Below are 23,114 nucleotides of genomic sequence, written 5' to 3'. Positions count from 1 at the left end.
ATGCAGTTCGGACGCACCTACGAGGAGTTCGAGGTCGGGGCGACGTACAAGCACTGGCCGGGCAAGACGGTCACGGAGTACGACGACCACCTTTTCTGTCTCCTCACGATGAACCACCACCCGCTCCACATGGACACGAACTATGCGGAGAAGACGACGGACTTCGGCAAGAACGTCGTCGTCGGGAACTACATCTACTCGCTGCTGCTCGGCATGAGCGTGCCGGACATCTCCGGCAAGGCCATCGCCAACCTGGAGATCGAGTCGCTCAAGCACGTGGCGCCGACCTTCCACGGCGACACGATCTACGGCCAGACGACCGTGCTCGACAAGTGGCCGTCGAAGTCGAAGAACGACCGCGGCATCGTCTACGTCGAGACCAAGGGCTACAAGCAGGACGGCACGCTCGTCTGCGTGTTCCGCCGCAAGGTGATGGTGCCGACCGAGACGTACATCAAGGAGCGCGGCGGCGAGCAGCCGGGCCGCCCCGAGCTCAAGGAGCAGGAGAAGTAGCCATGGCGCGACTCGCCCAGACCGCCGGTCTGACCGACATCCAGCAGGAGATCCTCTCCACCGTCCGCGACTTCGTGGACAAGGAGATCATCCCGGTCGCCACCGAGCTGGAGCACCGCGACGAGTACCCGCAGCAGATCGTCGACGGCCTCAAGGAACTCGGCCTGTTCGGCCTGATGATCCCCGAGGAGTACGGCGGTCTGGGCGAGTCCCTCCTGACGTACGCCCTGTGCGTCGAGGAGATCGCCCGCGGCTGGATGTCGGTGTCCGGCATCATCAACACCCACTTCATCGTGGCGTACATGCTCAAGCAGCACGGCACGCAGGAGCAGAAGGACCACTTCCTGCCGAGGATGGCGGCCGGCGACATTCGCGGCGCCTTCTCGATGTCGGAGCCGGGCCTGGGCTCCGATGTGTCGGCCATCACGTCGAAGGCGGTGAAGGACGGCGAGGAGTACGTCCTGAACGGCCAGAAGATGTGGCTGACGAACGGCGGAACGTCAAGTCTGGTCGCCGTTCTCGTCCGAAGTGACGAAGGACACCCCGAGGGCACCGCACCCCACAAGTCGATGACGACCTTCCTCGTCGAGAAGGAGCCCGGCTTCGGAGAGGTCCGCCCCGGCCTCACCATCCCCGGCAAGATCGACAAGATGGGCTACAAGGGCGTCGACACGACCGAGCTCATCATGGACGGCCTGCGAATTCCGGCCAATCGGGTGCTCGGCGGCGTCACCGGGCGCGGCTTCTACCAGATGATGGACGGCGTCGAGGTCGGGCGCGTCAATGTGGCGGCGCGTGGCTGCGGCGTCGCTCAGCGTGCGTTCGAGCTGGGTGTCCAGTACGCCCAGCAGCGGCACACCTTCGGCAAGCCGATCGCCCAGCACCAGGCCATTCAGTTCAAGCTGGCCGAGATGGCTACCAAGGTCGAGGCCGCACATGCCATGATGGTGAACGCGGCACGCAAAAAGGACTCCGGGGAACGAAACGACCTTGAGGCTGGGATGGCGAAGTACCTCGCCTCCGAGTACTGCAAGGAGGTCGTGGAGGACGCCTTCCGGATCCACGGCGGCTACGGCTTCTCCAAGGAGTACGAGATCGAGCGCCTCTACCGCGAGGCTCCGATGCTGCTGATCGGTGAAGGTACCGCCGAGATCCAAAAAATGATCATCGGTCGCAGGTTGCTCGAAGAGTATCGGTTCCAGGGCTGAATATCCGGATACGGGGTGTTTTCTTGGAGAAGAAGATCACACCCCGTCAACAGTCTTCGGCCTCCGACTCGGCTTCCTGGCTTGCCCAGTTGTGGCCCGCGACCGGTACCATCCCGGGAAAGCCGCCGTCCCCTGATACCGCGCGGCATCATCCGCTACGAAGGTCATCCATGCCCCACAGCCAAACCTCTGCACCACGCGACAGCCAGGTCGGCGGCGTACGCCTCGCGCGCGGAGCATCGCCGTGGCTTCTCCCGACCGTCGCCACCGCAGCCGTCAGCCTGCTGCGCGCACGCCGCTCCGGCGTCGCCAAGGCCGTCGCCGTGCCCGCCACCGCTCTCGCGGCGGGCATGCTGTGGTTCTTCCGCGACCCCGAGCGCGAGATCGCCCAGGGCCGGGTCATCTCGCCCGCCGACGGTGTGGTGCAGAGCATCATGCCGTGGAAGGACGGCCGCACCCGCGTCGCGATCTTCATGAGCCCGCTGAACGTCCACGTCAACCGCGCGCCGCTGTCGGGCACGGTGACGTCCGTGGAGCACATCCCGGGCGGGTTCGTTCCGGCGTTCAACAAGGAGAGCGAGAACAACGAGCGCGTAGTCTGGCATTTCGACACCGAACTCGGTGACATCGAGATGATCCAGATCGCCGGCGCGGTGGCCCGCCGCATCGTCCCCTACATCCCGCAGGGGACGAAGGTCGAGCAGGGCGACCGTATCGGTCTGATCCGCTTCGGCTCGCGTGTCGACATCTACCTACCCGAGGGCGTGGAGGTCGCGGTCGAGGTCGGTCAGAAGACGGTGGCTGGGGTGACTCGCATTGACCGTGATTGATCCTGAGACCCAGGCGGGCTGGGTGCCCGAGGCCGACGAGGTCGACGAAGAAGAGGAGATGCCCCTCTCTCTTCGCCTGTCGATAGCGGACACCCTCACTCTCGGCAACGCCACGTGCGGATTCATGGCGGTGTACTTCACCACCACCGGCATCCTGATCCCGCACCTCACCGGTGACCAGGAGACCGGCATGGCCCGCCACAGCGCGGCCACGGCGGTCATCCTGATGCTGTGCGCGGCGGTCTTCGACCTGTTCGACGGCCTGGTCGCGCGCAAGCTGCGGTCCTCGCCCATGGGCGCGGAGCTGGACAACCTCTCGGACCTGATCAGCTTCGGCCTGGCGCCCGCGTACTTCGTCCTGGTCTACGGCATGGTCGCCGACGACGCGCACCAGCGGGTGGCGGCGGTCGGCGCGATCGTCGTGCTGCTGGCGGTGGTGCTACGGCTCGCGAGATTCTCCTGCGTGACGCCGCCGAACGGCATGTTCCAGGGCATGCCCTCGCCGTTCGGCGCGCTGACGGTGGTCTCGATCGTCCTGCTGGAGCTGCCGTTCGTGGCGACGCTGCTGGCGATCCTCGGCACCGCCTGGCTGATGGTGAGCCGCGTCGAGTACCCGAAGCCGCGGGGCCGGCTCGCCGTGGCGATGCTCTCCTGGATCGTGGTCAGCATGGGCCTGCTCGCCGCCTGGGCCTTCGACGCCCCGAGCGGTCAGCTCCTGCTGCAGACCGGCTGTGCGTTGCAGCTTGTGATGGGTGCCGTGATTCCGCTGTTCGCCACGGCTCGCCGGGTGAACAACTTCCGCGACAACCGGCGTGAGGCGCGGGCGGCTCAGCCGTAACGCTGCGCTTGGCTTGGGCCCCGGACCGGGTTGGTTCGGGGCCCTTCGCTTTTCCGCACTCGGCGCTTCGGCGGGCGCTCCTGGGGGCTGCCGCCCCCAAACCCCCGCTTCGGCCCTGAACGGGCCTCGTCCTCAAAGGCCGGACGGGCTGAAAGAACTCTCCCGCCGGCGTCCGGTGAAACCAGCCTCTCCGGCGGCTGCTGAAATTCCGCCCCTCCGGCGTTTGAGGAGCGGGGGTCCAGGGGGCGGCGCCCCCTGGCGGGGTCGAAGGGGCGGAGCCCCTTCAGGATGGGACGGGTAGGGGCGGCGGGGGCGAAATGATCGAGGTCAGGCCAGGAAGTCCCGGGCGATTCGTTCCGCCGAGCGTTCCAGGATGGGGCCCGCGTCCGCGATGCACTTCGCCACGTCCGGCTCGATCTCCGTCAGGGGGTAGGCCCGCCTGATGCCGGCCCGGCCGAGCGCCTCCGGGGCCAGGGCGAGGCGGCCGCACACCGCGACGACCTCCTTGTCCGCCGCGCGGGCCGCCGCCGCGACGCCCGCGGGAGCCTTGCCGTGCAGGGTCTGCTCGTCGAGGGAGCCCTCGCCGGTGATCACCAGCGTCGCCCGCTCCAGCGCGGGCGCGAAGCCCAGGACGTCGAGCATGACCTCGATGCCGGCACGGAAGCGGGCGCCGAGCAGGAGGGCGCCGTAGCCGATGCCGCCCGCGGCGCCGGCGCCGGGCGCGGCGGCATGCTCGGCGGCCTCGGGGCCGACGGACGCCTCCAGCACCTTCGCGAAGTGCCCGAGCGCCGCGTCCAGGGTCCGCACGTCGTCCGGCGAGGCACCCTTCTGCGGGCCGTACACGGCGGGTGCGCCCTTCGGGCCGGTCAGCGGGTTGTCGACGTCGCTGGCGAGCACCAGGTCGACGGAAGCCAGCCTCGGGTCCAGGCCGGAGAGGTCGGCCGTGGCCAGGTCGCCGAGGCCCCCGCCGCCCGGCGCCACCGGCTCGCCGTCCGCGTCAAGGAAGCGGGCGCCGAGCGCGGTCAGCATGCCTGCGCCGCCGTCCGTCGTGGCACTGCCGCCCACGCCGAACACGATCGTGCGGGCACCTGCGTCCAGCGCAGCCCGCAGCAGCTCTCCGGAGCCGTAGGTGGACGCCGTGAGCGGTGCGAAGACGCCCGCGGGCAGCCGCTGGAGGCCGCTCGCCTCGGCCATCTCCACGACCGCCGTGTCGCCGCGCAGCGCGAACGCCGCGCCCACCTCGTGTCCGAGGGGCCCGGCGACCCGGACCTCCCGCCGCTCGAAGCCGGCCGCGACCGCCGCGTCCACGGTCCCGTCGCCGCCGTCGGCCACGGGCATGGCCTCCACCTCGAGGTCCGGCACGATCCGGCGCAGACCGGCGGTCACACGCTCGGCGACCTGCACGGCCGTCAGCGACCCCTTGAACTTGTCCGCGGCGATGAGCACGCGCTGTGTCACCTGTTTTCCCCTTGCTCTCCGGGCCTCGCGCATGTCAAGGCCAGTCGCGCCGCTGTGACCATAACCGGAGTCCGCCCCCGCCGTCATGCGCCGACCGGACGTTGAGAACCTGCTGCGGCCTCCCTGTGCAGACGCCCGGAATCGGGTAAACCGGTCCTATGACCCCTGTGGGCACCGAGCCAGAGCTCGGCGACCGCGTCCTCGGGGGCTGGCTGGGCCGGATCGCGGGCAACATGCTCGGCAAGCCGGTCGAGCAGGGCGACCTGTGGACGCGGGACCGTATCGACCAGTATCTGCGGCAGGCCGCCGCCCTGCCCCTCACCGACTATCTCCCCGAGCCGCCCAGCGAGGCCGACGGCTTCGAGCTGCGCCCGGAGTGGCGGCACTGCGTGCGCGGCCGTATCCACGGAAGCTGCCGGGACGACGACGTCGACTACGCGATCCTCGGCCTCGACCTGCTGGAGACCCACGGCTTCGGGTTCAGCACCGAGCAGGTCGGGGACCTGTGGCTGCTGCGGCTGCCGTATCTGCAGACCTTCACGGCGGAGCGGGCGGCCTACCGCAATCTCGCCAACGGTCTGAAGCCGCCGCTCACGGCCACCTACGACAACCCTTACCAGGAGTGGATCGGCGCCCTCATCCGCGCCGACATCTACGGCTGGACCTGCCCGGGCCACCCGCGCCGCGCCGCCTCGCTCGCCCGGCGGGACGCGGTGCTGTCGCACACCGGCAACGGTGTGTACGGCGCGATGTGGGCGGCGGCGCTGATCGCGGCGGCGTTCACGGCTTCCACGATCCGGGAGGCGGTCGACCAGGCGCTCGCGGTGATCCCGGCGAGCTGTCGTCTCGCGCGCACCGTGCGTCGTGTCGTCTCGCTGCATGACACCCGGATGACCTGGGAGGACACCCTCACCACGGTCGCTGAGGAGACCGCCGGGCTCGGCTGGATCCACACCGTCCCGAACGCCGCCGTGCTCACCGCCGGGCTGCTGTACGGCGACGGCGACTTCACCCGGAGCATCACCCTCACCGTCCGTGGCGGCCTCGACACCGACTCCAACGGGGCGACCGCCGGTTCGGTGGCGGGTGTGCTGACCGGGGCGGAGGCGATCCCGGGGCAGTGGACCGAGCCGCTGGAGGACACGGTCCGCAGTGCGGTGTTCGGGTTCGACGGGGCACGGATCAGCGAGCTGGCGGAGCGGACGGTGCGCCTGGCGGAGACGGAGGAGTAGCCGACGGGAGGGCCGCGGTCCGCTGCGCAGGGTCGGGCTTTGGGCCGAGGGTGTGGTTGCGGGGGCTGGTTACGCTTCCCCAATGACCACCTCGCAAGACTTCGCCACGTACATCGCGGGTCTCCCCCGCGTCCTCGCCGGTGCCGCCGCCCTGTTCCGGGACGCCGAGGGCCGGGTGCTGCTCGTGGAGCCCAACTACCGTGAGGGCTGGGCGCTTCCGGGCGGCACGATCGAGTCCGACGACGGCGAGACACCGCGGCAGGGCGCACGCCGGGAGACGGCCGAGGAGATCGGCCTGGACCGGCGGCTCGGCGCGCTGCTCGCGGTGGACTGGGTGCACGGGACGGGGCGGCCGCCGCTGGTGGCCTATCTGTACGACGGCGGCGTCCTCGGCGAGGACGACCTCAAGGCGATCCGGTTGCAGGAGGAGGAGCTGCTGTCCTGGCGGCTCGTCGCGCGCGAGGAGCTCACCGCGCATCTGCCGGGCGCGCTGGGCCGGCGCGTCCTGGCCGCGCTGGACGTTCTGGCGGACGGCGGCGGCACGGTGGAGCTGGAGAACGGGCACCGAGTGAATTCCGGCGCCGTGTGAGTCCGGTTGGGTGCGCCGGGAATTCCCGGGCACCGTGGTGTTTCCGGAAACGGGCGGGAATGGCCGAAAGAAGTCGAGGAATCGCGGCCTCACCCGTCCGCGCACCAATCATGAATCGGTTCCCTTGACGCCCGCACGGCGGGGTTTAATATAGCCGTCACTGACTGACCTATAGGCGTTCTGTTTTCCGGAACGCACGGAGGCGGCGGACGGTCCTTCACTCGGCCCTTCTGGCGCAATTGGTGGCCGACCGCAAACACGACCGGCACACGGATGCCGAAGCCTGGTATCCGGTGTACGGGGACACCCTCGAAAGAATCGGCTGGGTCGTCGAGGAAAGCTCCGGATTCGGTGTCTACCGGCCGCGCATGAATCCCTGTCCGGTGGAGACGGTGGTTCTGGACACGCTCGGCCCGGTGTCCGACGAGAAAAGCAGGGAACTGGTCGCCGTGCTGTGGAAATCCCTGGCCACCCTGCCGGACGACGACCGGGCGGCCGGGATATTCGAGGAGAACGGAAAGGCGCGTACCACCGGGAATTTCCAGGTCCTCCTCGCGACCGAGACGACGGGCGGTGTCGTCGTACGACTCGGCTGCTTCCGATTCCGCTCCGACCGGGAAGTCCCGGTGCTCAGGAAAGCCAGGTTCTCAGCGCGCGGCACGATCCTGCGCGGCAGCCGGATACTGCATCTCAACGAGCAGGTGTACGCACCGCTGCGCGACGACATCACCGCGAAACTCGGCTCCCGGGTGGACGCGTTCGTCCGGCCGGTTCACGTCACACCGAGCGCCGGGGAACGGATCAGGGGGACTTCGGGGGCCGGCGGCCCGGATATCCGTTCGCAGCCGCCACCGCCCCCGTCCTACCCTCGGTGACATGACCAAGCCACCCCTTGTCGCCCTCCTCAGCGGCGCCGGTATCAGCACGGACTCCGGCATCCCCGACTACCGCGGGCCCAACGGACTGTGGCGCCGGGACCCGGAGGCCGAGAAGCTCGTGACGTACGAGTACTACATGGGCGATCCGGAGATCCGGCGCCGCTCGTGGCAGATGCGGCGCAAGAACCGCACGCTCAAGGCGGAGCCGAACGCCGCGCACCGGGCGGTGGCCGAGCTGGAGCGGTCCGGGGTGCCGGTGCGGGTGATCACGCAGAACGTCGACGGGCTGCACCAGCTCGCCGGACTGCCCGCCCGCAAGGTCCTCGAACTGCACGGCAGCGCACGGAGCGTGGTGTGCACGAAGTGCCACGCGCGCGGGTCGATGGAGGACGCCCTGGCCCGGGTCGAGGCCGGTGAGGCGGATCCGCCGTGCCTGGAGTGCGGCGGGATCCTGAAGTCGGCGACGGTCATGTTCGGCGAGCGGCTCGACCCGTCCGTACTCGGCCAGGCAGTTGCGATCACCAAGGCCTGCCAGGTGTTCATCGCCGTCGGCAGCAGCCTCCAGGTGCAGCCCGCGGCCGGCCTCGCGGGAGTCGCCGCCGACCACGGCGCCCGGCTCGTCATCGTCAACGCCGAGCCGACACCGTACGACGACCGCGCCGACGAGGTGATCCGCGAGCCGATCGGCACCGCGCTGCCGAAGCTGCTGCAGGGGCTCGGCGTGAAGAGCGGCATGGTGGACTGACCGGCGGCCCGCGAGACGACTAGGCCCGCGCGACGACTAGGGACGGATGCCGTCGCAGGCGATGTGCAGTTGGCGCGGGCCGCGCAGCACGGCGTTTTGCCGGTACGGCGGCGGGTCCTGAAGCAGTCGTGGGTTCTCCAGCCGCCGGGCCAGCTCCGCAAGGGCGAGCTGGGTCTCCAGGCGGGCGAGCGGGGCACCGAAGCAACTGTGGATGCCGCTGCCGAGGCCGAGGTGCTGGATGTCCGGGCGGTCCGGGTCGAAGCGGTCGGGGTCCGCGAAACGCTGGGGGTCGCGGTTGCCCGACGCCAGGACCAGCCAGAGGGCGGCGCCCTTGGGGATGGTGACGCCGCGGACCTCGATGTCGGCCAGGGTGGTGCGCTGCGGCACCAGTTGCACCGGCGGCTCGAAGCGCAGCAGCTCCTCGACGAGGGGCACGGCCAGCCGCGGTTCGGTGCGCAGCCGCTGCAGGACGTCGGGGTTGCGCAGCAGGGTGAGCATGCCGTTGGTGATGAGGTTGACCGTGGTCTCGTGCCCGGCGATCAGCAGCAGCGCCGCGGTGCTGAGCAGTTCCATCGTGGTCATCGGGCCGTCCTCGCCCTCGGCCGTGGCCAGTTGGGAGAGCATGTCGTCCCCGGGGTTCTTGCGCCGCTCCTCGATCAGGCCGGCCAGGTACATGCCCAACTGCATGCGGGCGTCCTGCGCGTCCTTGCCCTGCCCGGCCGACTCGGCGTCCGGGTCGGGGTCCAGGCTCGCGGCGAGGGTGTCCGCCCAGACGTGGAAGCGAGCCTCGTCCTCGCGCGGCACCCCGAGCAGCCGGCAGATCACGGTCACCGGGAAGGGGTACGAGAACTGTTCCACCAGGTCGATCCGGCCCGGGTCGCCGATGCCGTCGATGAGGCCGGTGACGATGTCGTGGAGCTCCGGGCGCATGCCGTCGACGCGGCGGGGCGAGTGCGGCGGGCCGAAGGGGCGGTTCGTCATGCGGCGCAGCCGGTCGTGCTCCGGCGGGTCGAGCTTGAGGAAGCCCGGCGGCAGGACGCCCTCCCCCTGGGGCGCCTCGGGCAGTGGGTCGGTGGTGTGCGAGGCGAGGTTGCGGGCGTCGGAGCTGATCCGGGGGTCGTGCAGCAGGCTGCGGATCTCGTAGTAGGTGCTGATCACGTACGGCCCGTCGTCGTCCTCGTGGTGGACCGGGGTCCTGCGCAGCTCTTCGTAGAGCGGGTACGGGTCGGCCCGGTTGGCGTAGTCCAGGATCTGGTGCAGCAGGGTTTGTGTCATGGCGGGTCCTCGGGGCCGTGCGGGTCAGTGCGCGGGGGTGAACGTCGTCCGGCGGTCGGCCGGCGAGTAGCCGCTGAGGGTCACGGTGGGGCCGTGGGTGGGGACCGAGGGGTCGGGGAAGTCCGCGTCGACGGGCCGCTGTCCACCGGGGCGCCGGTCGACCGTCGCGAACTGCGGCGGGAACGGCGCGGTGCTCTCGATCAGCTCCTGGTAGAACGGCAGCCACCGGCCGTGGTCGAACGAGACGGCGCCGATGACCCGCCCCTGATACCCGTAGACGCCGACGAACCGGCGGCTTTCGAGGGAGCCCTGCGAGATGAGGATCTCCGTCCCCATCGACGGCACTCCGACCGACTTGATGTTGACGCCGAACTGCGCCGACCAGAAGGACGGCACCGCCATGTGGGGCACGCGTTCGGTGCTGTCGCTGAGCATGTTGTGCGCCGCGATCCGGGCCTGGGCGACGGCGTTTCCCCAGTGCTCCAGGGCCAGGAACTGGTAGCCGAACAAGGGGTGCGGGCAGCGGGCGACGTCGCCGGCCGCGTAGATGTCGTCGGTGACGATCCCGCGGATGTCGAAGGCACGGCAGCCGGCGTCGCAGGCGATGCCCCGGGGACCGGCGCCGAGTCCGGACCCGGCGAGCCATTCGGTGTTGCGGGTGGCGCCGAGCGAGACGACCACCACGTCGGTCGGCACGGTGGAGCCGTCGGAGAGCCGCGCGGCGCGCACCCGTCCCGACGCGTCGCCCTCCAGGGCGGTGACCATGACCCCGCACCGCAGGTCCACACCGGCCTCTCGCTGCATGTCGGCGGCGACCGCCCCGACGACGCCGCCGAGCGCGCCGGCCAGGGGCACCGCGGCCCGCTCGGCGACGGTGACGGGCAGGCCCCGTTCGCGGCAGGCGGAGGCGATCTCCGAGCCGGTGAACCCGGCCCCGATGACGAGGACCCGCTCGGGTCCCGCGTCGAGCCGTCGCACGAGTGCCGCGCTGTCGTCGCGGGTCCGCAGGACGAAGACGCCGTCGAGTTCCGCCTCGGCCTCGCGCGGCCAGGGTCGCGCCCGGACCCCGGTGGCGATCAGCAGCCGGTCGTACGGCACCTCGTCGCCGTCGGCCAGCCGCACCCGCCGGGCGGCCATGTCCAGGCCGGTGGCCGCCTGGCCGAGCCGCCAGGTCGCGTCGACGGCCCGGAGCCGGGGCAGTGCGGTGCGCTCGGCCGCGGCCCTGCCCAGCAGCACCTGCTTGGACAGCGGGGGCCGGTCGTACGGTTCGTGGGGCTCGTCGCCGATCATGGTCAGTGACCCGGCGAAGCCTTCGGCCCGGAGGGCTTCGGCGGCCCGCAGGCCGGCCAGGGACGCACCTACGACGACGATGCGGCCCTCGCGCCTGAGCTGCTCCAGGGACTCGTCACCGAGCACCGGACACCGCCTCGGCCGGTACGTCCACGGCATCGACGAGGATCGCCTGGACGGGGCAGGCCGCGACGGCCCGGGCCAGTTGCTCGCGCACTTCCTCGCCGGCCTCCGGGTTGTACAGCAGGGCCTCCTCGCCGTGCATGGCGAAGACCTCCGGGGCGAGGAAAGCGCACTGCGCATACCCCTGACAGCGGTTCAGATCGACGGCAATCCTGACCACGCGATGGTCCTCTCCGACGGGCCGGTCACCCCTCATGCGACCACTCTGGGCGGCCGGAGGGGATGTGGCGACGAAGAGCGGACCGATCGAGTGAGGGGGCGGCCGGTTCAGGTCGGGGCGGCGGGCCGGGCCCCGGTGTGACGCCGGTGCTCCCACAGGATGTTCAGGCTGAGGAGCAGCGCCCAGCCCGGAAGGACCAGTTCGGACCAGGGCACGGAGGATCCCACCACGAGCAGTGTCAGACCCGCCAGATAGCCGAGGACGACGAGGGGCCGCGGCAGGACGTGGAGCCGGCGGCCGATGGTCGAGGTGGTGAAGATGAACACCGCCGCCATCCGCATGGCGTACGTGGTCAGCAGGGCGTAGGCGTAGTCGCGGCCGAAGGGAGAGCTCTGCTGTGTCTCCTCGAGCACGGTCCCGGCCGCGGCGGCGGCGCCGAACAGGGTGGCGACGAAGACCAGGCCGCTGCCCAGGAACACGGTGGAGACGAACCGGTCCTCGGCCTGGCCGGCCTGTTCGCGCAGGGCGCCCATGAACCACAGGAACGCGATACCGGCGAACGGGAGCAGCTCCAGCGCCGTCCGCACGGCGTTGCGCTGTCCGGCGTCGACGGTCACGGCTGTGCCTTCGGCGCCCTCGGGCAGGGCGACGCGCACCAGGATGATCGACACGGCCATCAGGACCGCGAACACCACCCCGGCCACCCCGGCGGCCCAGGGTGTCGCGAGCCGGCGGTGCTTTGGCTCCATGATCTCCCGCCTTCTGCCTGCTCCCCCTTCGTACAGACACCAGCGTTCACGGCGCTCACGCCACCGGGGTCACCCGGGAGGAAGACCGCTGTCCGCCGTACGGGTCACGGCCGGCGGTCGGCCTCCGCTGCGTTCGAAGCGCTGCGCGGGCTCGGGGAGTAAAGCAGAATTGCGATCATGACCTCTGCGATACGCCATGTGACGATCGACGCCGCCGACGCCTACCGGCTCGCCGGCTTCTGGTCCCAGGTGCTCGGTCTGCCCGTGCACGAGGACGACCAGCCCGGCGACGAGGCCGTGCTGATCGAGGGCGCCGGCCTGCTGTTCGTCACCGTCCCCGAGCCCAAGACCGTCAAGAACCGCGTGCATCTGGACCTTCAGCCGAAGGACCGCACCCGGGACGAGGAGGTCGAGCGGGTCCTCGCCCTCGGTGCCGCCCTGGTCGACGACCGCCGCAACCCGGACGGCACGGGCTGGGCGGTCCTCGCCGACCCGGAGGGCAACGAGTTCTGTGTGGAGCGCAGTGCCGTGGAGCGGGCCGGCTGAGGCAGCGCGCTCAGAACAGCGCCGCGGCGCTCTCGAAGTCCAGCAGGCGCTGCTTGCGCTCCAGGCCGCCGCCGTAGCCGGTGAGGCTGCCGTTCGCGCCGACGACGCGGTGGCAGGGGACGATGATGCCGATCGGGTTCTTGCCGTTGGCGAGGCCGACCGCGCGGGAGGCGCCGGAGTTGCCGAGGTTGTCGGCGAGTTGGCCGTAGGAGCGGGTCTCGCCGTACGGGATCTTCCTCAACTGATCCCAGACGGTGCGCTGGAACGGCGTGCCGAGCAGCCGCAGTTCGAGGGTGAACTCCTTCAACTCGCCCGCGAAATACGCCTCGAGCTGGTCCTCGGCCTCCGCGAAGGGTGACTCGTCGCGGAGGCCGAAGGTCTCCTCGGACGGGCGGTGGCGCTGGTCGGTCATGTAGAGGCCGCACAGGACGCCGTCGTCGGCGACGAGGGTGAGCGGGCCGTACGGGCTGTCGATGACGGTGTGCTGTTTCACTTGCTGTCCTTTGCTTTCCTTACACCGGAAGGAAGTTGATCGGGTGGCTGTCCGTCGCCCACAGGTACTGCACGGCATACGCCCTCCAGGGGCGCCAGGCCGCGGCGCGGGCCGTGAGGGCCGCCGGCGTGGACGGCAGGCCGAGTTCCTGGGCGGCGCGGCGGATTCCGAGGTCGGTGGGGAGGAAGGCGTCGGGGTCGCCGAGGGCGCGCATCGCGATGACGTCGACCGTCCAGGGGCCGAAGCCGGGGAGGGCGAGCAGGCGGGCCCGGGTCTCCGGCCAGTCGCTGTCGGGCCCCAGGCGCACGTCGCCGTCGGCGAGTTGACGGACCAGGGTGGTGAACGTCGTCCGGCGGCTGCGGGGCATCGCCAGCGACTCCGGGTCCACCGACGCCAGCGCCTCGGGAGACGGGAAGAGGTGCGTGAGACCGCCCTCGGGGTCGTCGACCCGCTCGCCGTGGGCGGTGACCAGACGGGCCGCGTGGGTACGGGCGGCCGCCGTGGAGACCTGCTGGCCGAGCACGGCCCGGACGGCGAACTCGGCCTCGTCGACCGTGCGCGGCACCCGGCGGCCGGGCGCCTTGTCGACCAGCGGCGTGAGCAGCGGGTCGGCGCGCAGTTGGTCGTCGATCGCGACCGGATCGGCGTCCAGGTCGAGCATCCGGCGGCACCGGCTGATCGCCACGGTCAGATCGCGCAGGTCGCCGAGGGTGAGACGGCAGGCGATGTGGTCGGGCCGCGGGGTCAGGGTCACGATGCCGTGGCCGTACGGCAGCCTCAGCGTGCGCCGGTAGGCGCCGTCCCGCCACTCCTCGACACCGGGTACGGAGGTTGCCGCGAGGTGCCCGAAGAGGTTGTCGGGGTTGAGGGGGGCACGGAACGGCAGGCGCAGGGTCAGGGCGCCGGTGGTGTTGCCGGGGTTGCCGCGGGGTGCGCGGGCGCGCAGGTCGCTCGGTGAGAGGGCGAAGACCTCGCGGACGGTGTCGTTGAAGGTGCGGATGGAGGAGAACCCGGCCGCGAAGGCGACGTCCGCCATGGGCAGCGGCGTCGTCTCGATGAGGAGACGGGCGGCCTGGGCGCGCTGGGCGCGGGCCAGGGCGAGCGGGCCGGCGCCCAGCTCGGCGAGGAGCTGGCGTTCGATCTGCCGGGTGCTGTAGCCGAGCCGGGCGGCGAGGCCGGGCACGCCCTCGCGGTCCACGATGCCGTCGGCGATGAGCCGCATCGCGCGGGCGACGAGGTCGGCGCGCTGGTTCCACTCCGGGGAGCCGGGGCTGGTGTCCGGGCGGCAGCGCTTGCAGGCCCGGAACGCGGCCTGCTGGCATGCGGCCGCGCTCGGGAAGAACCGCATGTTCTCGGGCTTGGGCGGGACCACCGGGCAGCTTGGCCGGCAGTAGATCCCGGTCGTGACGACCGCCGTGAAGAACCATCCGTCGAAGCGGGCGTCCTTGGACTGAACGGCGCGCACACAGCGCTCGGTATCGATGTGCATCCCCTTCTGCATACGTCCAGCATCGACCACGGCAGCCGCGAGGGCTGGCGAGAATCCGACATCAACCTCGTCTGCGCTGGGGACCGCCGGATCGCCTCATCGGGCCCACACCTCGATACATGAATGATCATTCATGCGTTTATGTACGATGGGTAAGATGACCCCCATGGGTCATGGAGCCGTCACCGCCGCGCAGGACACCCCGGAGCGCGTACGTCTGGACGCGGCCAACGTGGCGAAGGTGGCCACCACTCTCCAGGCCCTGTCCACCCCCTCCCGCCTGCTGATCCTGGCGCGACTGCGCGAGGGACCGCTGCCGGCCACGGAGTTGGCGGCCGAGGTGGGCATGGAGCAGTCCGCGTGCTCGCACCAACTGCGGCTGCTGCGCAATCTGGGCCTGGTCGTGGGTGAGCGGCGCGGCCGGTCGGTGGTGTACGCGCTGCACGACCACCATGTCGCCGAACTGCTCGACCAGGCCGTGTACCACGTGGAGCATCTGCGGCTGGGAATCAGCGACACGGCCGGGTGAGCCACGCCGCGGGGCGACGTCGACGTCAGGGCGCGCTCGGGCCGGGAGTCGGCCCCACGCCCCGCAACTGCTGGATGTTTCCGCCCAGTTGGGGACGGAGCTGTTCCAGCAGCTTGGGTTTGGCGCTGACCACCCAGCGGGTGCCGACGAGGTACTTGCCTCCGTAGACGGCGGCCGCGTCCAGCCAGGTCAGCTTGAGCTTCTCCGCGGGGAACGTCGTGATCAGGTAGTTGCCCCGCTCGGTGTGGCAGACGCCCTCGCGCAGTTCGTCCGCCTCGGTCCGGATCTTGACCTTGCAGCCGGTCAGGTCGGCGATCACCTCGACCTTCGCCGGTGCCACGACACCGGCCACGGTGGCGGCTACGTTCGACGGGCTGCTCTGCGCTGAGGCCCCCTCGTCGTCACCGCCGCCGCACGCGGTGGCGGTGAGCAGGAGAACCAGGACCCCGGCCGCCGCGACGCGTCCGGTGCTTCCGCTGCCGCCTTTGCTTCCTCTGCTGCCTCGCTGTGACTGCACGAGAAGTGGTACGGATCAAGCCCGGCAGCCGTTCACCCCACGGGTCACGCGGGCTCGGTCGGCAGCCAGCGGTCGACGTAGGCGCGCAGCCCGTCCAACTCGGCGCCGCGCCCGACGTAGCCGAGGTGGCCGTCGGGCCGTACCAGTGCGTGGGCGACGCCCGGCCAGGGACTCCGACGGCCGAGGCGGTGGACGGTGACGAGGCCGGCCCGGCCGGCCAGAACCGGCGCGAGCCGCTCGTCCGGCCAGAGGTGCGGCGGGCCGGCCAGCAGCAGATGCCAGTTTGGGGCGGCGACTTGGGCCTGGAGCCCGCGGGGCAGGTCGGGCAGCCGGTCCCCGGCCCGTGGGCCGCGGCGAGGTCGTGGGCCCGTGGTCGAGGCGGGGCTGCGGCGGTAGTGGATGCCGAGTTCGGAGACGGTGCGGAAGACCCAGCGGCGGGGTGCCGTCGCGTGCCCGGCCAGCGGGGCGACGCGGGGCACCAGTCGGGCGCGGGCGAAGCGCAGGACGGGGTGGGCGCCGGTGCCGATGACGAAGGCGCGGTCGGTGAACCGCCGTACGGCACGGCCGACCGGCACCCGCTCGGCACCGTACGTGTCCAGCAGCTCCTCCGGCGCGGAGCCCCGGCACACCAGGGCGAGCTTCCAGCCCAGGTTGAGGGCGTCCTGGATGCCGGTGTTCATGCCCTGGGCGCCGGCCGGGCTGTGGATGTGGGCGGCGTCGCCGGCCAGGAAGAAGGGGCCGGAGCGGTATCGGGCGGCGCCGCGGTTGTGGAGGCGGAAGTCGGTCATCCAGACGGGGTCGCGCAGGACCAGCCCCTTCGCGCCGTACCGTTCGGCGATCCCTTGCAGCAGCGGCAGGGTCACCTTGGTGTCGGGGGCATCGGACGGCCGCATCGCGAGCATGCGCCAGGGGGCCGGCGAGCCGAGCGGGAAGAAGAACAGCATCCCGCGCCCGGTCATGTACGAGTGCACCGCGCCCGGTTCCAGTCCGTCCACCTCCAGGTCGGCGAGCAGGTACGTCTGCGGATAGGCGTACCCCTCGAACCCGATGCCCGCCTGGGCACGCACCGTGCTGTGGGCGCCGTCGCAGCCGACGGCGTAGCGGGCCGTCACGGTCTCCTCGGCGCCGTCCCGGCCGCGCAGCCGGGCGACGACGTGCGCGCCCTGCCGCTCCAGTGCGACGACCTCGGTGCCCCGCTCGATCGTCACGTCCCGCGCGGCCAGGTGCTCACCGAGGACGCTCTCCGTCTCGGACTGCGCGAGGAACAGCAGAAAGGGGTACGGCGTGTCGGTGGCGCCGATGTCGAAGAGCGGCATGGACACCGTGCGCCGGTCCAGATGCAGCCGCAGCCCCATCGCCGGGTTGCCCCGAGCCACGAGTTCCTCGCTCACCCCGAACCCGGCGAGCGCCTCCAGGGTGCGGGGCTGGATGCCGAGCGCCCGGGACTCCCGTACGCGGTCGAGGGACCGGTCGACGATACGGAACCGGGTCCCGTAGGAACGCAGTTGAGCGGCGAGCGCGAGCCCGGTCGGCCCGGCACCCACGACCAGCACGTCCAGCGATGGCGTCATGGGTCAACGGTAGACGGGCCCGCCCGGCCGCCCGCCCCCTGTCCCTGGACGCTCGTGTCGATCAGTAGCCGGGCCCGGGCGGTGGCGAGCAAGTGCTGCCGGGTCGCGAGCCTCTCGCGGGTGGCGACGGTGTCGAAGAGGAATTGGCAGACCTGGCCGGCCTTGCCCGCGACGAACACCTCGACGCGTCCGCGGGCCGCGGACCGGCCGGCGTGGCCGATGCCGCCGCGGCGCCGTCGGCCACGGGCCGCCCCGGCGACGATGCCCCGAGGAGCGGCACCCCGAACACGGCCGGCACGGGAATCGGCTCTACTCCCGTCGAAGGTCGGCCAGTTGCCGCCCTCTTCGCCCCCGCTGACCTGCGTGATCGTCTTGACCTCACGGCACGTACGCTCGTCCCATGGTTGAGCATCGGATGGTTGACGTGAACGGCGTTCGGCTGCACATCGCCGAGCAGGGCGACGGGCCGCTGGTGGTGCTCCTGCACGGCTTCCCCGAGTCCTGGCACTCCTGGCACCACCAGTTCGGGCCGCTGGCCGACGCCGGGTTCCGGGTGGTCGCCCCCGACCAGCGGGGGTACGGACGCAGCGACCGTCCCGACGCCGTCGACGCGTACACCATCCTTCACCTGGTCGGTGACGTCGTGGGTCTCATTCACGCCCTGGGCGAGGAGAAGGCGTACGTCGTCGGCCACGACTGGGGTGCGCCGGTCGCCTGGCACACCGCCCTGCTGCGACCGGACGTGGTGCGCGGGGTGGCCGGGCTGAGCGTGCCGCCGCCGTTCCGGGGGATCCATCCGCCGCTGGCCTCGATGCAGGAGCGGTTCGGCGGCCGGTTCTACTGGAACTACTTCGCCCGCCCGGGTGTCGCGGACGCCGAGTTCGCGAAGGACACGCGCACCACCCTGCGGAAGTTCTTCTACTCGGCCTCCGGCGACGCCCCGCACGCGGGCGAGCTCGAGCAGCCTTTGGTCGACCCCGAGCGCGGCTGGCTCGCGGACATGCCGGACCCCGAGGTGCTGCCGGACTGGTTCACCGAGGACGACCTCGACGCGCTCACGGAGAGCTTCTCCCAGGGCTTCACCGGGGCCCTCAACTGGTACCGCAACCTGGACCGCAACTGGGAGCTGACCGCGCCCTGGCACGGCGCCGTCGTCACCCCGCCCGCCCTGTACGTCTACGGCGACCGCGACCTGGTCCCGGCGTTCCCCGGCACGCCCGAGTTCATCGAGCGGCTCCCCGCCCTGATGCCCAACCTGTGGCGCGAGCCGGTCAAGTTGGCGGGCTGCGGACACTGGACCCAGCAGGAACGGCCCGCCGAGGTGAACGCGGCGCTTGTCGAGTTCCTCACGGCCTGTTCCTGACGTCGGCCGGCGAGACGGCCCCGGCGCCCCTCCCAGCCGAAGCGGCCCTCCACGTAGTCGGCGGTGCGGGGGTCCGACGGGGCCGAGAACATCGCCGGGGTGGGGCCGTGCTCGACTCCTGTATCCGCTGGACCGGCCCCGCGGTCGGTGACGGACTGCGCATCGACGGCGTACACGTGTGGCCTTCACGAAGGTGAGGGGCGGGGTCTTGGTGCGCACCGAGGCGACCCACACCGGCGACCAGGTCGAAGCGAACGTGCCCCTCGCGACCGAGATCCTCGCCGACGGCCTCAAGGGATGGCTGCGCGACCTGAAGACCGCCGCGCAGGCCCGCGCCTGCGACCCGCCTCGCGACGACCGCTGACGGGAACCTCCGCGAGGGGCTCATGCCTGCTGGGCGAACGCCTCGTACGCGCGGTCGTCGAAGAGGACGAACCGCACCTCTTCGACGGAGGTCGGGGTGTCCCGTACCGTCTCTGTCGCGATGCGCGCCGCGTCCTCCATGGGCCACCGGTAGACACCGGTGGAGACCGCCGGGAACGCGACCGTGCGGGCGCCCAGCTCATCGGCCACGCGCAGGGACTCCCGGTAGCAGGAGGCCAGCAGGGCCGAGCGGTCCTCGGAGGCCGACCAGACCGGGCCGACGGTATGGATCACCCAGCGGGCGTCCAGGTCCCCCGCGGTCGTGGCGACCGCCTGTCCCGTGGGCAGGCCCTTGCCGTAGTGGGAGGCCCGCAGGTCGCGGCAGGCGGCGAGGATCGCGGGGCCGCCGCGGCGGTGGATGGCGCCGTCGACTCCTCCCCCGCCGAGGAGGGAGGAGTTCGCGGCGTTGACGATCGCGTCGACCGTCTCGCGGGTGATGTCGCCCTGCACGAGCCTGATGGTGGTCATGACTGCCTCTATAGCAGGGCGGTACCGCCACCGCAGGTTCACCGCCAGGCGACGGGCAGCGAGCGCACCCCGTGGACCGTACTGGTGGACAGGGCCAGCGAGTCGGGCGGGGCCGTAAGGTGCAGCATCGGGAGCCTGCGGAACAGGGCGGCCAGGCCCAGGCGGAGTTCGGCGCGGGCCAGCGACTGGCCGAGGCACTGGTGCGGACCGTGCCCGAAGGCCAGGTGGCCGGCCGCGTCGCGGCGCACGTCGAGGTCGTCTGGGCCGGCGTACCGCGCCGGGTCGCGGTTTGCGGACTGCAACGCCACCACCACGCCCTCCCCCGCCCGGATCCGGACCCCGGACAGCTCCACGTCCTGCGTGGCGATGCGCCGTATGCCGGAGTGGATGACGGTCAGATGGCGCAGCAGTTCCTCCACCGCCCCGGGCCACAGGGATTCGTCGGCGCGCAGCGCGTCCAGTTGCGCCGGGTTGTGCAGCAGGGCGATCACCGCCAGCGGGAACATGTTCGCCGTGGTCTCGTGGCCGGCCAGCAGGAGCAGCGAGACCATGCCGGTGGCCTCGTCGAGCGTGGCCTCGCCGGTCGCCACGCGCTCCGTGGCCAGCCGGGAGATCAGGTCGTCGGCGGGGTCCTGGGCGCGTCGCTCGATGAGGGCGCGCAGATAGCCGTAGAGGGCCATGCGGGCGTTCATCGCCTCGGCAGGGTCGCCGGCGACGCTGGTGAGGGCGTTGGACTTCTCCCGGAAGAAGCCGTGGTCCTCGTAGGGCACGCCGAGCAGTTCGCAGATGGCGAGGGTCGGCAGCGGCAGCGCGTACGACGCCACCAGGTCCGCCTCGGTCGCACCGGCCTGCGTCATCGCGTCCAGCAGGTCGTCGCAGATCCGCTGGATGGCGCCCTCCATCTGCTCGACGCGCCGGAAGGTGAAGTCGGGGATCAGCATGCGGCGCAGCCGGGTGTGGTCCGGCGGGTCCATCTGGTGGAAGAGGCCGGGGGCCTGGGGCGGGGCTCCGGGGCGGGTGTGGGGGAAGTCCGGGTGGTTGGCGTCCGCGCTGAAGCGGGGGTCCGCGAGGACGGTGCGGGCGTCCTCGTGACGGGTGATCAGCCAGGGGCTGTTGTCGCCCCAGATCGTCACCCGGCGGATCGGCTCCTCGGACTGCCACTTGGCGTATTCGGGAGCCGGGTCGAGCAGGGGGCGGATCGTGGGGAGGGGCGGGTGTGCCGTCATTTCTCGGTTCCTTCGGTGTGCGGGTCCGCGAGGCCGAGCAGCAGGGACTTGACCTCGGTGGCCGCGTACGCCTCCCGCGCCCGGTCCGGCCGCGAGCACAGCAGTACGGGGCCGTCGGCGGGGTCGGCGGGCAGCCGGCCGTGGCTGCCGCGGACGCCGGTCGGGTTCAGCGGGACGGTCTTCAGGCGGTAGCGGAAGCCGAGCTTCTTGCGGGCGACCTGGCCGACGGCACGCAGCTTCACCGCGGGGACCGTCTCGTCGTAGAGCAGCTCGGCGGGGTCGTAGCCGGGCTTGCGGTGGATCTCGACCTGGCGGGCGAAGTCGGGGGCGCGGTCGTCGTCGAGCCAGTAGTAGTACGTGAACCAGGCGTCGGGGTCGGCGAGGGCGACGAGTTCGCCGGAGCGCTCGTGGTCCAGACCGTGGGCCGCCTTGCCTTCGCCGTCCAACACCCGCTCCACGCCGTCGAGTTCGGCGACGAGCTTGGCGACCGCCTCGGTGTCCGCCGGATCACGGACGTACACATGGGCGACCTGGTGGTCGGCGACCGCGAAGGCGCGGGAGGTCCAGGGGTCGAGGTACTCCATGCCGTCCTGCGTGTGGACCTCCAGCAGACCGGCCCGGCGCAGGGCACGGTTGATGTCGACGGGGCGGGAGGCGGGCGTGATGCCGTACTCGCTGAGCGCCACGACGGTCGCACCCTCGCGCAGGAAGTGGTCGATCAGCGGGCGCAGGGCCTCGTCGAGCCGGCGGGCCGCCTCGACGGTCGCGTCCGAGTCAGGGCCGGAGCGCTGGGGCTCGTAGTCCATCTGCGGGATGTAGACGAGGGTGAGGTCGGGGCGCTTCTCGTCGAAGACCTGGCGGGCGGCGGCGAGGATCCACTGGGTGGAGGGCATGCCCGCGTTGGGGCCCCAGTAGGTGAACAGGGGGAACGGGCCGAGCCGGTCGGTGAGTTCGTCGTGCAGCGAAGGCGGCCAGGTGTAGCAGTCGGGTTCCTTGCGGCCGTCGGAGTAGTAGACGGGGCGCGGGGTGACGGTCCAGTCGACGTCGGCGCCCATCGCGTACCACCAGCAGATGTTGGCGACCTTGTAGTCCGGGTTCGTCTTCCGGGCCGTCTCCCAGATCTTCTCGCCGCCGACGAGGGCGTTGTGCTGGCGCCACAGCATGACCTCGCCGAGGTCGCGGAAGTACCAGCCGTTGGCGACGGCACCGTGCGTGGAGGGGGGTTCGCCGGTGAGGAGGGTGGACTGGACGGTGCAGGTCACAGCGGGGAGCACGGTGTCGAGCCGGGCCCGGAAGCCGCGTTCGCCGAGGGCGGCGACGGACGGCATGTGCTTCAGGAGCTTCGGGGTCAGGCCGACGATGTCGAGTACGACCACACGGTTCATGACGGGTCCCCCTTGAGGCCGAGGCCGGTCAGCCGGTCGCGGGCCCAGGCGAGTTCGGCGGCGATGCCGCCGGGCAGGTCAGCGGGCGGTTCGGGCAGGACGGACCAGGTGTAGGTCTCGACCTCGATGTGTGCGCAGTCGGCCGATCCGCCGCCCAGCAGCCCGGCGAGGACCTGGTCGAGCTGGGCGGAGGTGGTACGCAGCGGGGGTTCGGGTTCGGTGTGCAGCGGGGCGTGGAAGTGGACGCGCCAGGGTCCGCCGGTGTCGGGGAGACCGCCGCCGAGGGCGTCCGGCAGGTCGTCCACGCCGAGGACGTCGCCGTCGGCCGTGGTACGGGTCTGGTGCAGGAACCGGGGTTCGGCGAGCCGGTACAGGGCGGCGCGGGCCGCGGGGTCGGCGGGGCGGACGGCCTCCACGGCGCAGGACGCCTGGAGCTTGACCACGGGAAGGCCGGCCTCCGCGAGCCGGCGCAGGGCGTCGGCCGGCTCCTCGAACTGGACGGCGAGATGGCAGGCGTCGAGGCAGATGCCCAGCCTGTCGGGGTCCAGTCCGCCCAGTTCGCGTACCGCCTGGGTGGTGGTCTCGACGACGCACCCGGGTTCCGGTTCGAAGCCGACGCGGATACGGCGGCCCGTCCACGACTCCAGCGCGGCGAGCCCCGTGGTGAGCCGGTCCAGGGCGTGGCGGGCCTCCTCGGCGCAGGCACGGGACCACGGGGAGCGCCAGGCGAGCGGCAGGGTGGAGACGCTGCCGTGGTCGACGTCGTCCGGGAGCAGGGCGGCGAGGACGCGCGCGCAGTCCAGGGTGTACCGCAGCCGGGCCTCGTCGGCCCAGTCGGGCAGGTACACGTCCTTCTTGACGACCTCGCGGTGGAAGCCGGCGTACGGAAAGGCGTTGAGGGTGACGGTCTCCAGTCCGCGTGCCCGCAGCTCGCTCCTCAGCCGCTCCAACGCGCCCTCGTCATCGGCGAGTTCGGTGACGACACCGCGGGCCAGCCACAGCCCGATGCCGAGCCGCCCGGCGCCGAGCCGCTCACGGACGGGCTCGGCGTACTCGGCGAGCTGGGCGATCACACCGTCCAGGTCCTCCGCCTGGTGGACGTTGCTGCAGTAGCCGAGGTGGACGGTGCTGCCGTCCGGGTGCAGAAAGCGCATCG

At 71.5% G+C, this 23,114-nt stretch carries 24 protein-coding genes and 1 pseudogene; 12 read left to right on the top strand and 13 right to left on the bottom strand.

The genetic code is table 11. The features are described from left to right. The 4 genes from ACZ69Q_RS03180 to pssA all read left to right on the top strand — a co-directional run bounded on the left by ACZ69Q_RS03180 (position 1) and on the right by pssA (position 3,389). Positions 1 to 513 (top strand): MaoC family dehydratase, encoded by a 513-nt coding sequence (locus ACZ69Q_RS03180; RefSeq protein WP_030948303.1) that lies wholly within the window; start codon positions 1 to 3, stop codon positions 511 to 513. A gap of 2 nt (positions 514 to 515) precedes the next feature. Next, the gene (locus ACZ69Q_RS03175) at positions 516 to 1,721 is read left to right on the top strand and encodes an acyl-CoA dehydrogenase family protein (RefSeq protein ID WP_031475707.1); all 1,206 of its coding nucleotides are present in this window, start codon (positions 516 to 518) and stop codon (positions 1,719 to 1,721) included. 170 nt (positions 1,722 to 1,891) lie between these two features. Then, entirely contained in the window at positions 1,892 to 2,551 is a 660-nt protein-coding gene (locus tag ACZ69Q_RS03170) for a phosphatidylserine decarboxylase (RefSeq protein ID WP_003996602.1), read from the top strand. After that, positions 2,538 to 3,389 carry a CDP-diacylglycerol--serine O-phosphatidyltransferase gene (gene pssA / locus ACZ69Q_RS03165; RefSeq protein ID WP_471035450.1) on the top strand — a complete coding sequence of 284 codons (852 nt, stop codon included), beginning with the start codon at positions 2,538 to 2,540 and terminating at the stop codon, positions 3,387 to 3,389. Before ACZ69Q_RS03170 ends, pssA begins: the two co-directional genes overlap by 14 nt. A gap of 327 nt (positions 3,390 to 3,716) precedes the next feature. On the opposite strand, the gene ACZ69Q_RS03160 is transcribed toward pssA, so the two are convergent. Then, complete coding sequence (locus ACZ69Q_RS03160) at positions 3,717 to 4,880, bottom strand: glycerate kinase (RefSeq protein WP_471035444.1); 1,164 nt, start codon at positions 4,878 to 4,880, stop codon at positions 3,717 to 3,719. 125 nt (positions 4,881 to 5,005) lie between these two features. Between ACZ69Q_RS03160 and ACZ69Q_RS03155 the strand changes: the two genes are divergently transcribed. The 4 genes from ACZ69Q_RS03155 (at position 5,006) to ACZ69Q_RS03140 (ending at position 8,291) form a co-directional block, all read left to right on the top strand. Continuing rightward, the gene (locus ACZ69Q_RS03155) at positions 5,006 to 6,079 is read left to right on the top strand and encodes an ADP-ribosylglycohydrolase family protein (protein ID WP_471035442.1); all 1,074 of its coding nucleotides are present in this window, start codon (positions 5,006 to 5,008) and stop codon (positions 6,077 to 6,079) included. A gap of 82 nt (positions 6,080 to 6,161) precedes the next feature. Continuing rightward, entirely contained in the window at positions 6,162 to 6,668 is a 507-nt protein-coding gene (locus ACZ69Q_RS03150; protein ID WP_471035438.1) for an NUDIX domain-containing protein, read from the top strand. Positions 6,669 to 6,910: 242 nt separating this feature from the next. Next, entirely contained in the window at positions 6,911 to 7,543 is a 633-nt protein-coding gene (locus ACZ69Q_RS03145) for a hypothetical protein (RefSeq protein ID WP_471035435.1), read from the top strand. Position 7,544: 1 nt separating this feature from the next. Next, positions 7,545 to 8,291 carry an SIR2 family NAD-dependent protein deacylase gene (locus ACZ69Q_RS03140; RefSeq protein WP_471035433.1) on the top strand — a complete coding sequence of 249 codons (747 nt, stop codon included), beginning with the start codon at positions 7,545 to 7,547 and terminating at the stop codon, positions 8,289 to 8,291. Positions 8,292 to 8,327: 36 nt separating this feature from the next. Here the strand turns inward: ACZ69Q_RS03140 and ACZ69Q_RS03135 are convergent, their stop codons facing one another. The 4 genes from ACZ69Q_RS03135 to ACZ69Q_RS03120 form a co-directional block, all read right to left on the bottom strand. Beyond that, complete coding sequence (locus ACZ69Q_RS03135) at positions 8,328 to 9,566, bottom strand: cytochrome P450 (protein ID WP_471035430.1); 1,239 nt, start codon at positions 9,564 to 9,566, stop codon at positions 8,328 to 8,330. A 24-nt stretch (positions 9,567 to 9,590) separates the two neighbouring features. Next, entirely contained in the window at positions 9,591 to 11,015 is a 1,425-nt protein-coding gene (locus tag ACZ69Q_RS03130) for an NAD(P)/FAD-dependent oxidoreductase (RefSeq protein WP_471035427.1), read from the bottom strand. Next, entirely contained in the window at positions 10,972 to 11,235 is a 264-nt protein-coding gene (locus tag ACZ69Q_RS03125; RefSeq protein ID WP_471035424.1) for a ferredoxin, read from the bottom strand. The genes ACZ69Q_RS03130 and ACZ69Q_RS03125 overlap by 44 nt, the downstream gene beginning before the upstream one ends. Positions 11,236 to 11,306: 71 nt before the next feature. Continuing rightward, a complete protein-coding gene (locus ACZ69Q_RS03120) occupies positions 11,307 to 11,948 on the bottom strand; it encodes a hypothetical protein (protein WP_471035422.1) in 642 nt (213 codons plus the stop codon). Positions 11,949 to 12,125: 177 nt separating this feature from the next. On the opposite strand from ACZ69Q_RS03120, the gene ACZ69Q_RS03115 reads away from it, so the two are divergent. After that, positions 12,126 to 12,494 carry a VOC family protein gene (locus ACZ69Q_RS03115; RefSeq protein ID WP_471035420.1) on the top strand — a complete coding sequence of 123 codons (369 nt, stop codon included), beginning with the start codon at positions 12,126 to 12,128 and terminating at the stop codon, positions 12,492 to 12,494. Positions 12,495 to 12,504: 10 nt separating this feature from the next. On the opposite strand, the gene ACZ69Q_RS03110 is transcribed toward ACZ69Q_RS03115, so the two are convergent. Together ACZ69Q_RS03110 and ACZ69Q_RS03105 are read right to left on the bottom strand one after the other, a co-directional pair. Further along, positions 12,505 to 12,987 carry a methylated-DNA--[protein]-cysteine S-methyltransferase gene (locus ACZ69Q_RS03110; protein ID WP_471035417.1) on the bottom strand — a complete coding sequence of 161 codons (483 nt, stop codon included), beginning with the start codon at positions 12,985 to 12,987 and terminating at the stop codon, positions 12,505 to 12,507. 19 nt (positions 12,988 to 13,006) lie between these two features. After that, entirely contained in the window at positions 13,007 to 14,488 is a 1,482-nt protein-coding gene (locus ACZ69Q_RS03105) for an AlkA N-terminal domain-containing protein (protein WP_471035416.1), read from the bottom strand. 154 nt (positions 14,489 to 14,642) lie between these two features. Between ACZ69Q_RS03105 and ACZ69Q_RS03100 the strand changes: the two genes are divergently transcribed. Beyond that, positions 14,643 to 15,005 carry an ArsR/SmtB family transcription factor gene (locus tag ACZ69Q_RS03100; protein ID WP_471035413.1) on the top strand — a complete coding sequence of 121 codons (363 nt, stop codon included), beginning with the start codon at positions 14,643 to 14,645 and terminating at the stop codon, positions 15,003 to 15,005. Between the two features lie 25 nt (positions 15,006 to 15,030). Here the strand turns inward: ACZ69Q_RS03100 and ACZ69Q_RS03095 are convergent, their stop codons facing one another. Both ACZ69Q_RS03095 and ACZ69Q_RS03090 read right to left on the bottom strand, forming a co-directional pair. Further along, on the bottom strand, positions 15,031 to 15,522 hold the full coding sequence (locus tag ACZ69Q_RS03095; protein ID WP_471035411.1) for a hypothetical protein: 492 nt from the start codon (positions 15,520 to 15,522) through the stop codon (positions 15,031 to 15,033). A 44-nt stretch (positions 15,523 to 15,566) separates the two neighbouring features. Further along, positions 15,567 to 17,093, bottom strand: coding sequence for an FAD-dependent monooxygenase (locus ACZ69Q_RS03090; protein WP_471035407.1), 1,527 nt, complete (start codon positions 17,091 to 17,093; stop codon positions 15,567 to 15,569). A 400-nt stretch (positions 17,094 to 17,493) separates the two neighbouring features. Here ACZ69Q_RS03090 and ACZ69Q_RS03085 point away from each other — a divergent pair, with 400 nt between their 5' ends. Both ACZ69Q_RS03085 and ACZ69Q_RS03080 read left to right on the top strand, forming a co-directional pair. Next, on the top strand, positions 17,494 to 18,456 hold the full coding sequence (locus tag ACZ69Q_RS03085) for an alpha/beta fold hydrolase (RefSeq protein ID WP_471035403.1): 963 nt from the start codon (positions 17,494 to 17,496) through the stop codon (positions 18,454 to 18,456). A gap of 116 nt (positions 18,457 to 18,572) precedes the next feature. Further along, positions 18,573 to 18,820 (top strand): annotated as a pseudogene (locus ACZ69Q_RS03080) (SRPBCC family protein); the annotation flags it as partial. A gap of 20 nt (positions 18,821 to 18,840) precedes the next feature. On the opposite strand, the gene ACZ69Q_RS03075 reads toward ACZ69Q_RS03080, so the two are convergent. From ACZ69Q_RS03075 to eboE, 4 genes are read right to left on the bottom strand one after another with little or no spacing between them, the layout of a single operon-like run. Further along, positions 18,841 to 19,347, bottom strand: a complete 507-nt coding sequence (locus ACZ69Q_RS03075; RefSeq protein WP_471035401.1) for an O-acetyl-ADP-ribose deacetylase — start codon at positions 19,345 to 19,347, stop codon at positions 18,841 to 18,843. A gap of 38 nt (positions 19,348 to 19,385) precedes the next feature. Then, the gene (locus tag ACZ69Q_RS03070; protein ID WP_471035398.1) at positions 19,386 to 20,573 is read right to left on the bottom strand and encodes a cytochrome P450; all 1,188 of its coding nucleotides are present in this window, start codon (positions 20,571 to 20,573) and stop codon (positions 19,386 to 19,388) included. After that, positions 20,570 to 21,958 carry an alkaline phosphatase family protein gene (locus ACZ69Q_RS03065; protein ID WP_471035396.1) on the bottom strand — a complete coding sequence of 463 codons (1,389 nt, stop codon included), beginning with the start codon at positions 21,956 to 21,958 and terminating at the stop codon, positions 20,570 to 20,572. Before ACZ69Q_RS03065 ends, ACZ69Q_RS03070 begins: the two co-directional genes overlap by 4 nt. Next, positions 21,955 to 23,112, bottom strand: a complete 1,158-nt coding sequence (gene eboE, locus ACZ69Q_RS03060) for a metabolite traffic protein EboE (RefSeq protein ID WP_471035392.1) — start codon at positions 23,110 to 23,112, stop codon at positions 21,955 to 21,957. The genes ACZ69Q_RS03065 and eboE overlap by 4 nt, the downstream gene beginning before the upstream one ends. Positions 23,113 to 23,114: the final 2 nt, after the last annotated feature.

It is taken from the genome of Streptomyces sp. NPDC036764 (assembly GCF_055609385.1).
The sequence above is the reverse complement of the archived record's forward strand: the minus strand, read 5'-3'. Positions and strand labels throughout refer to the sequence as shown.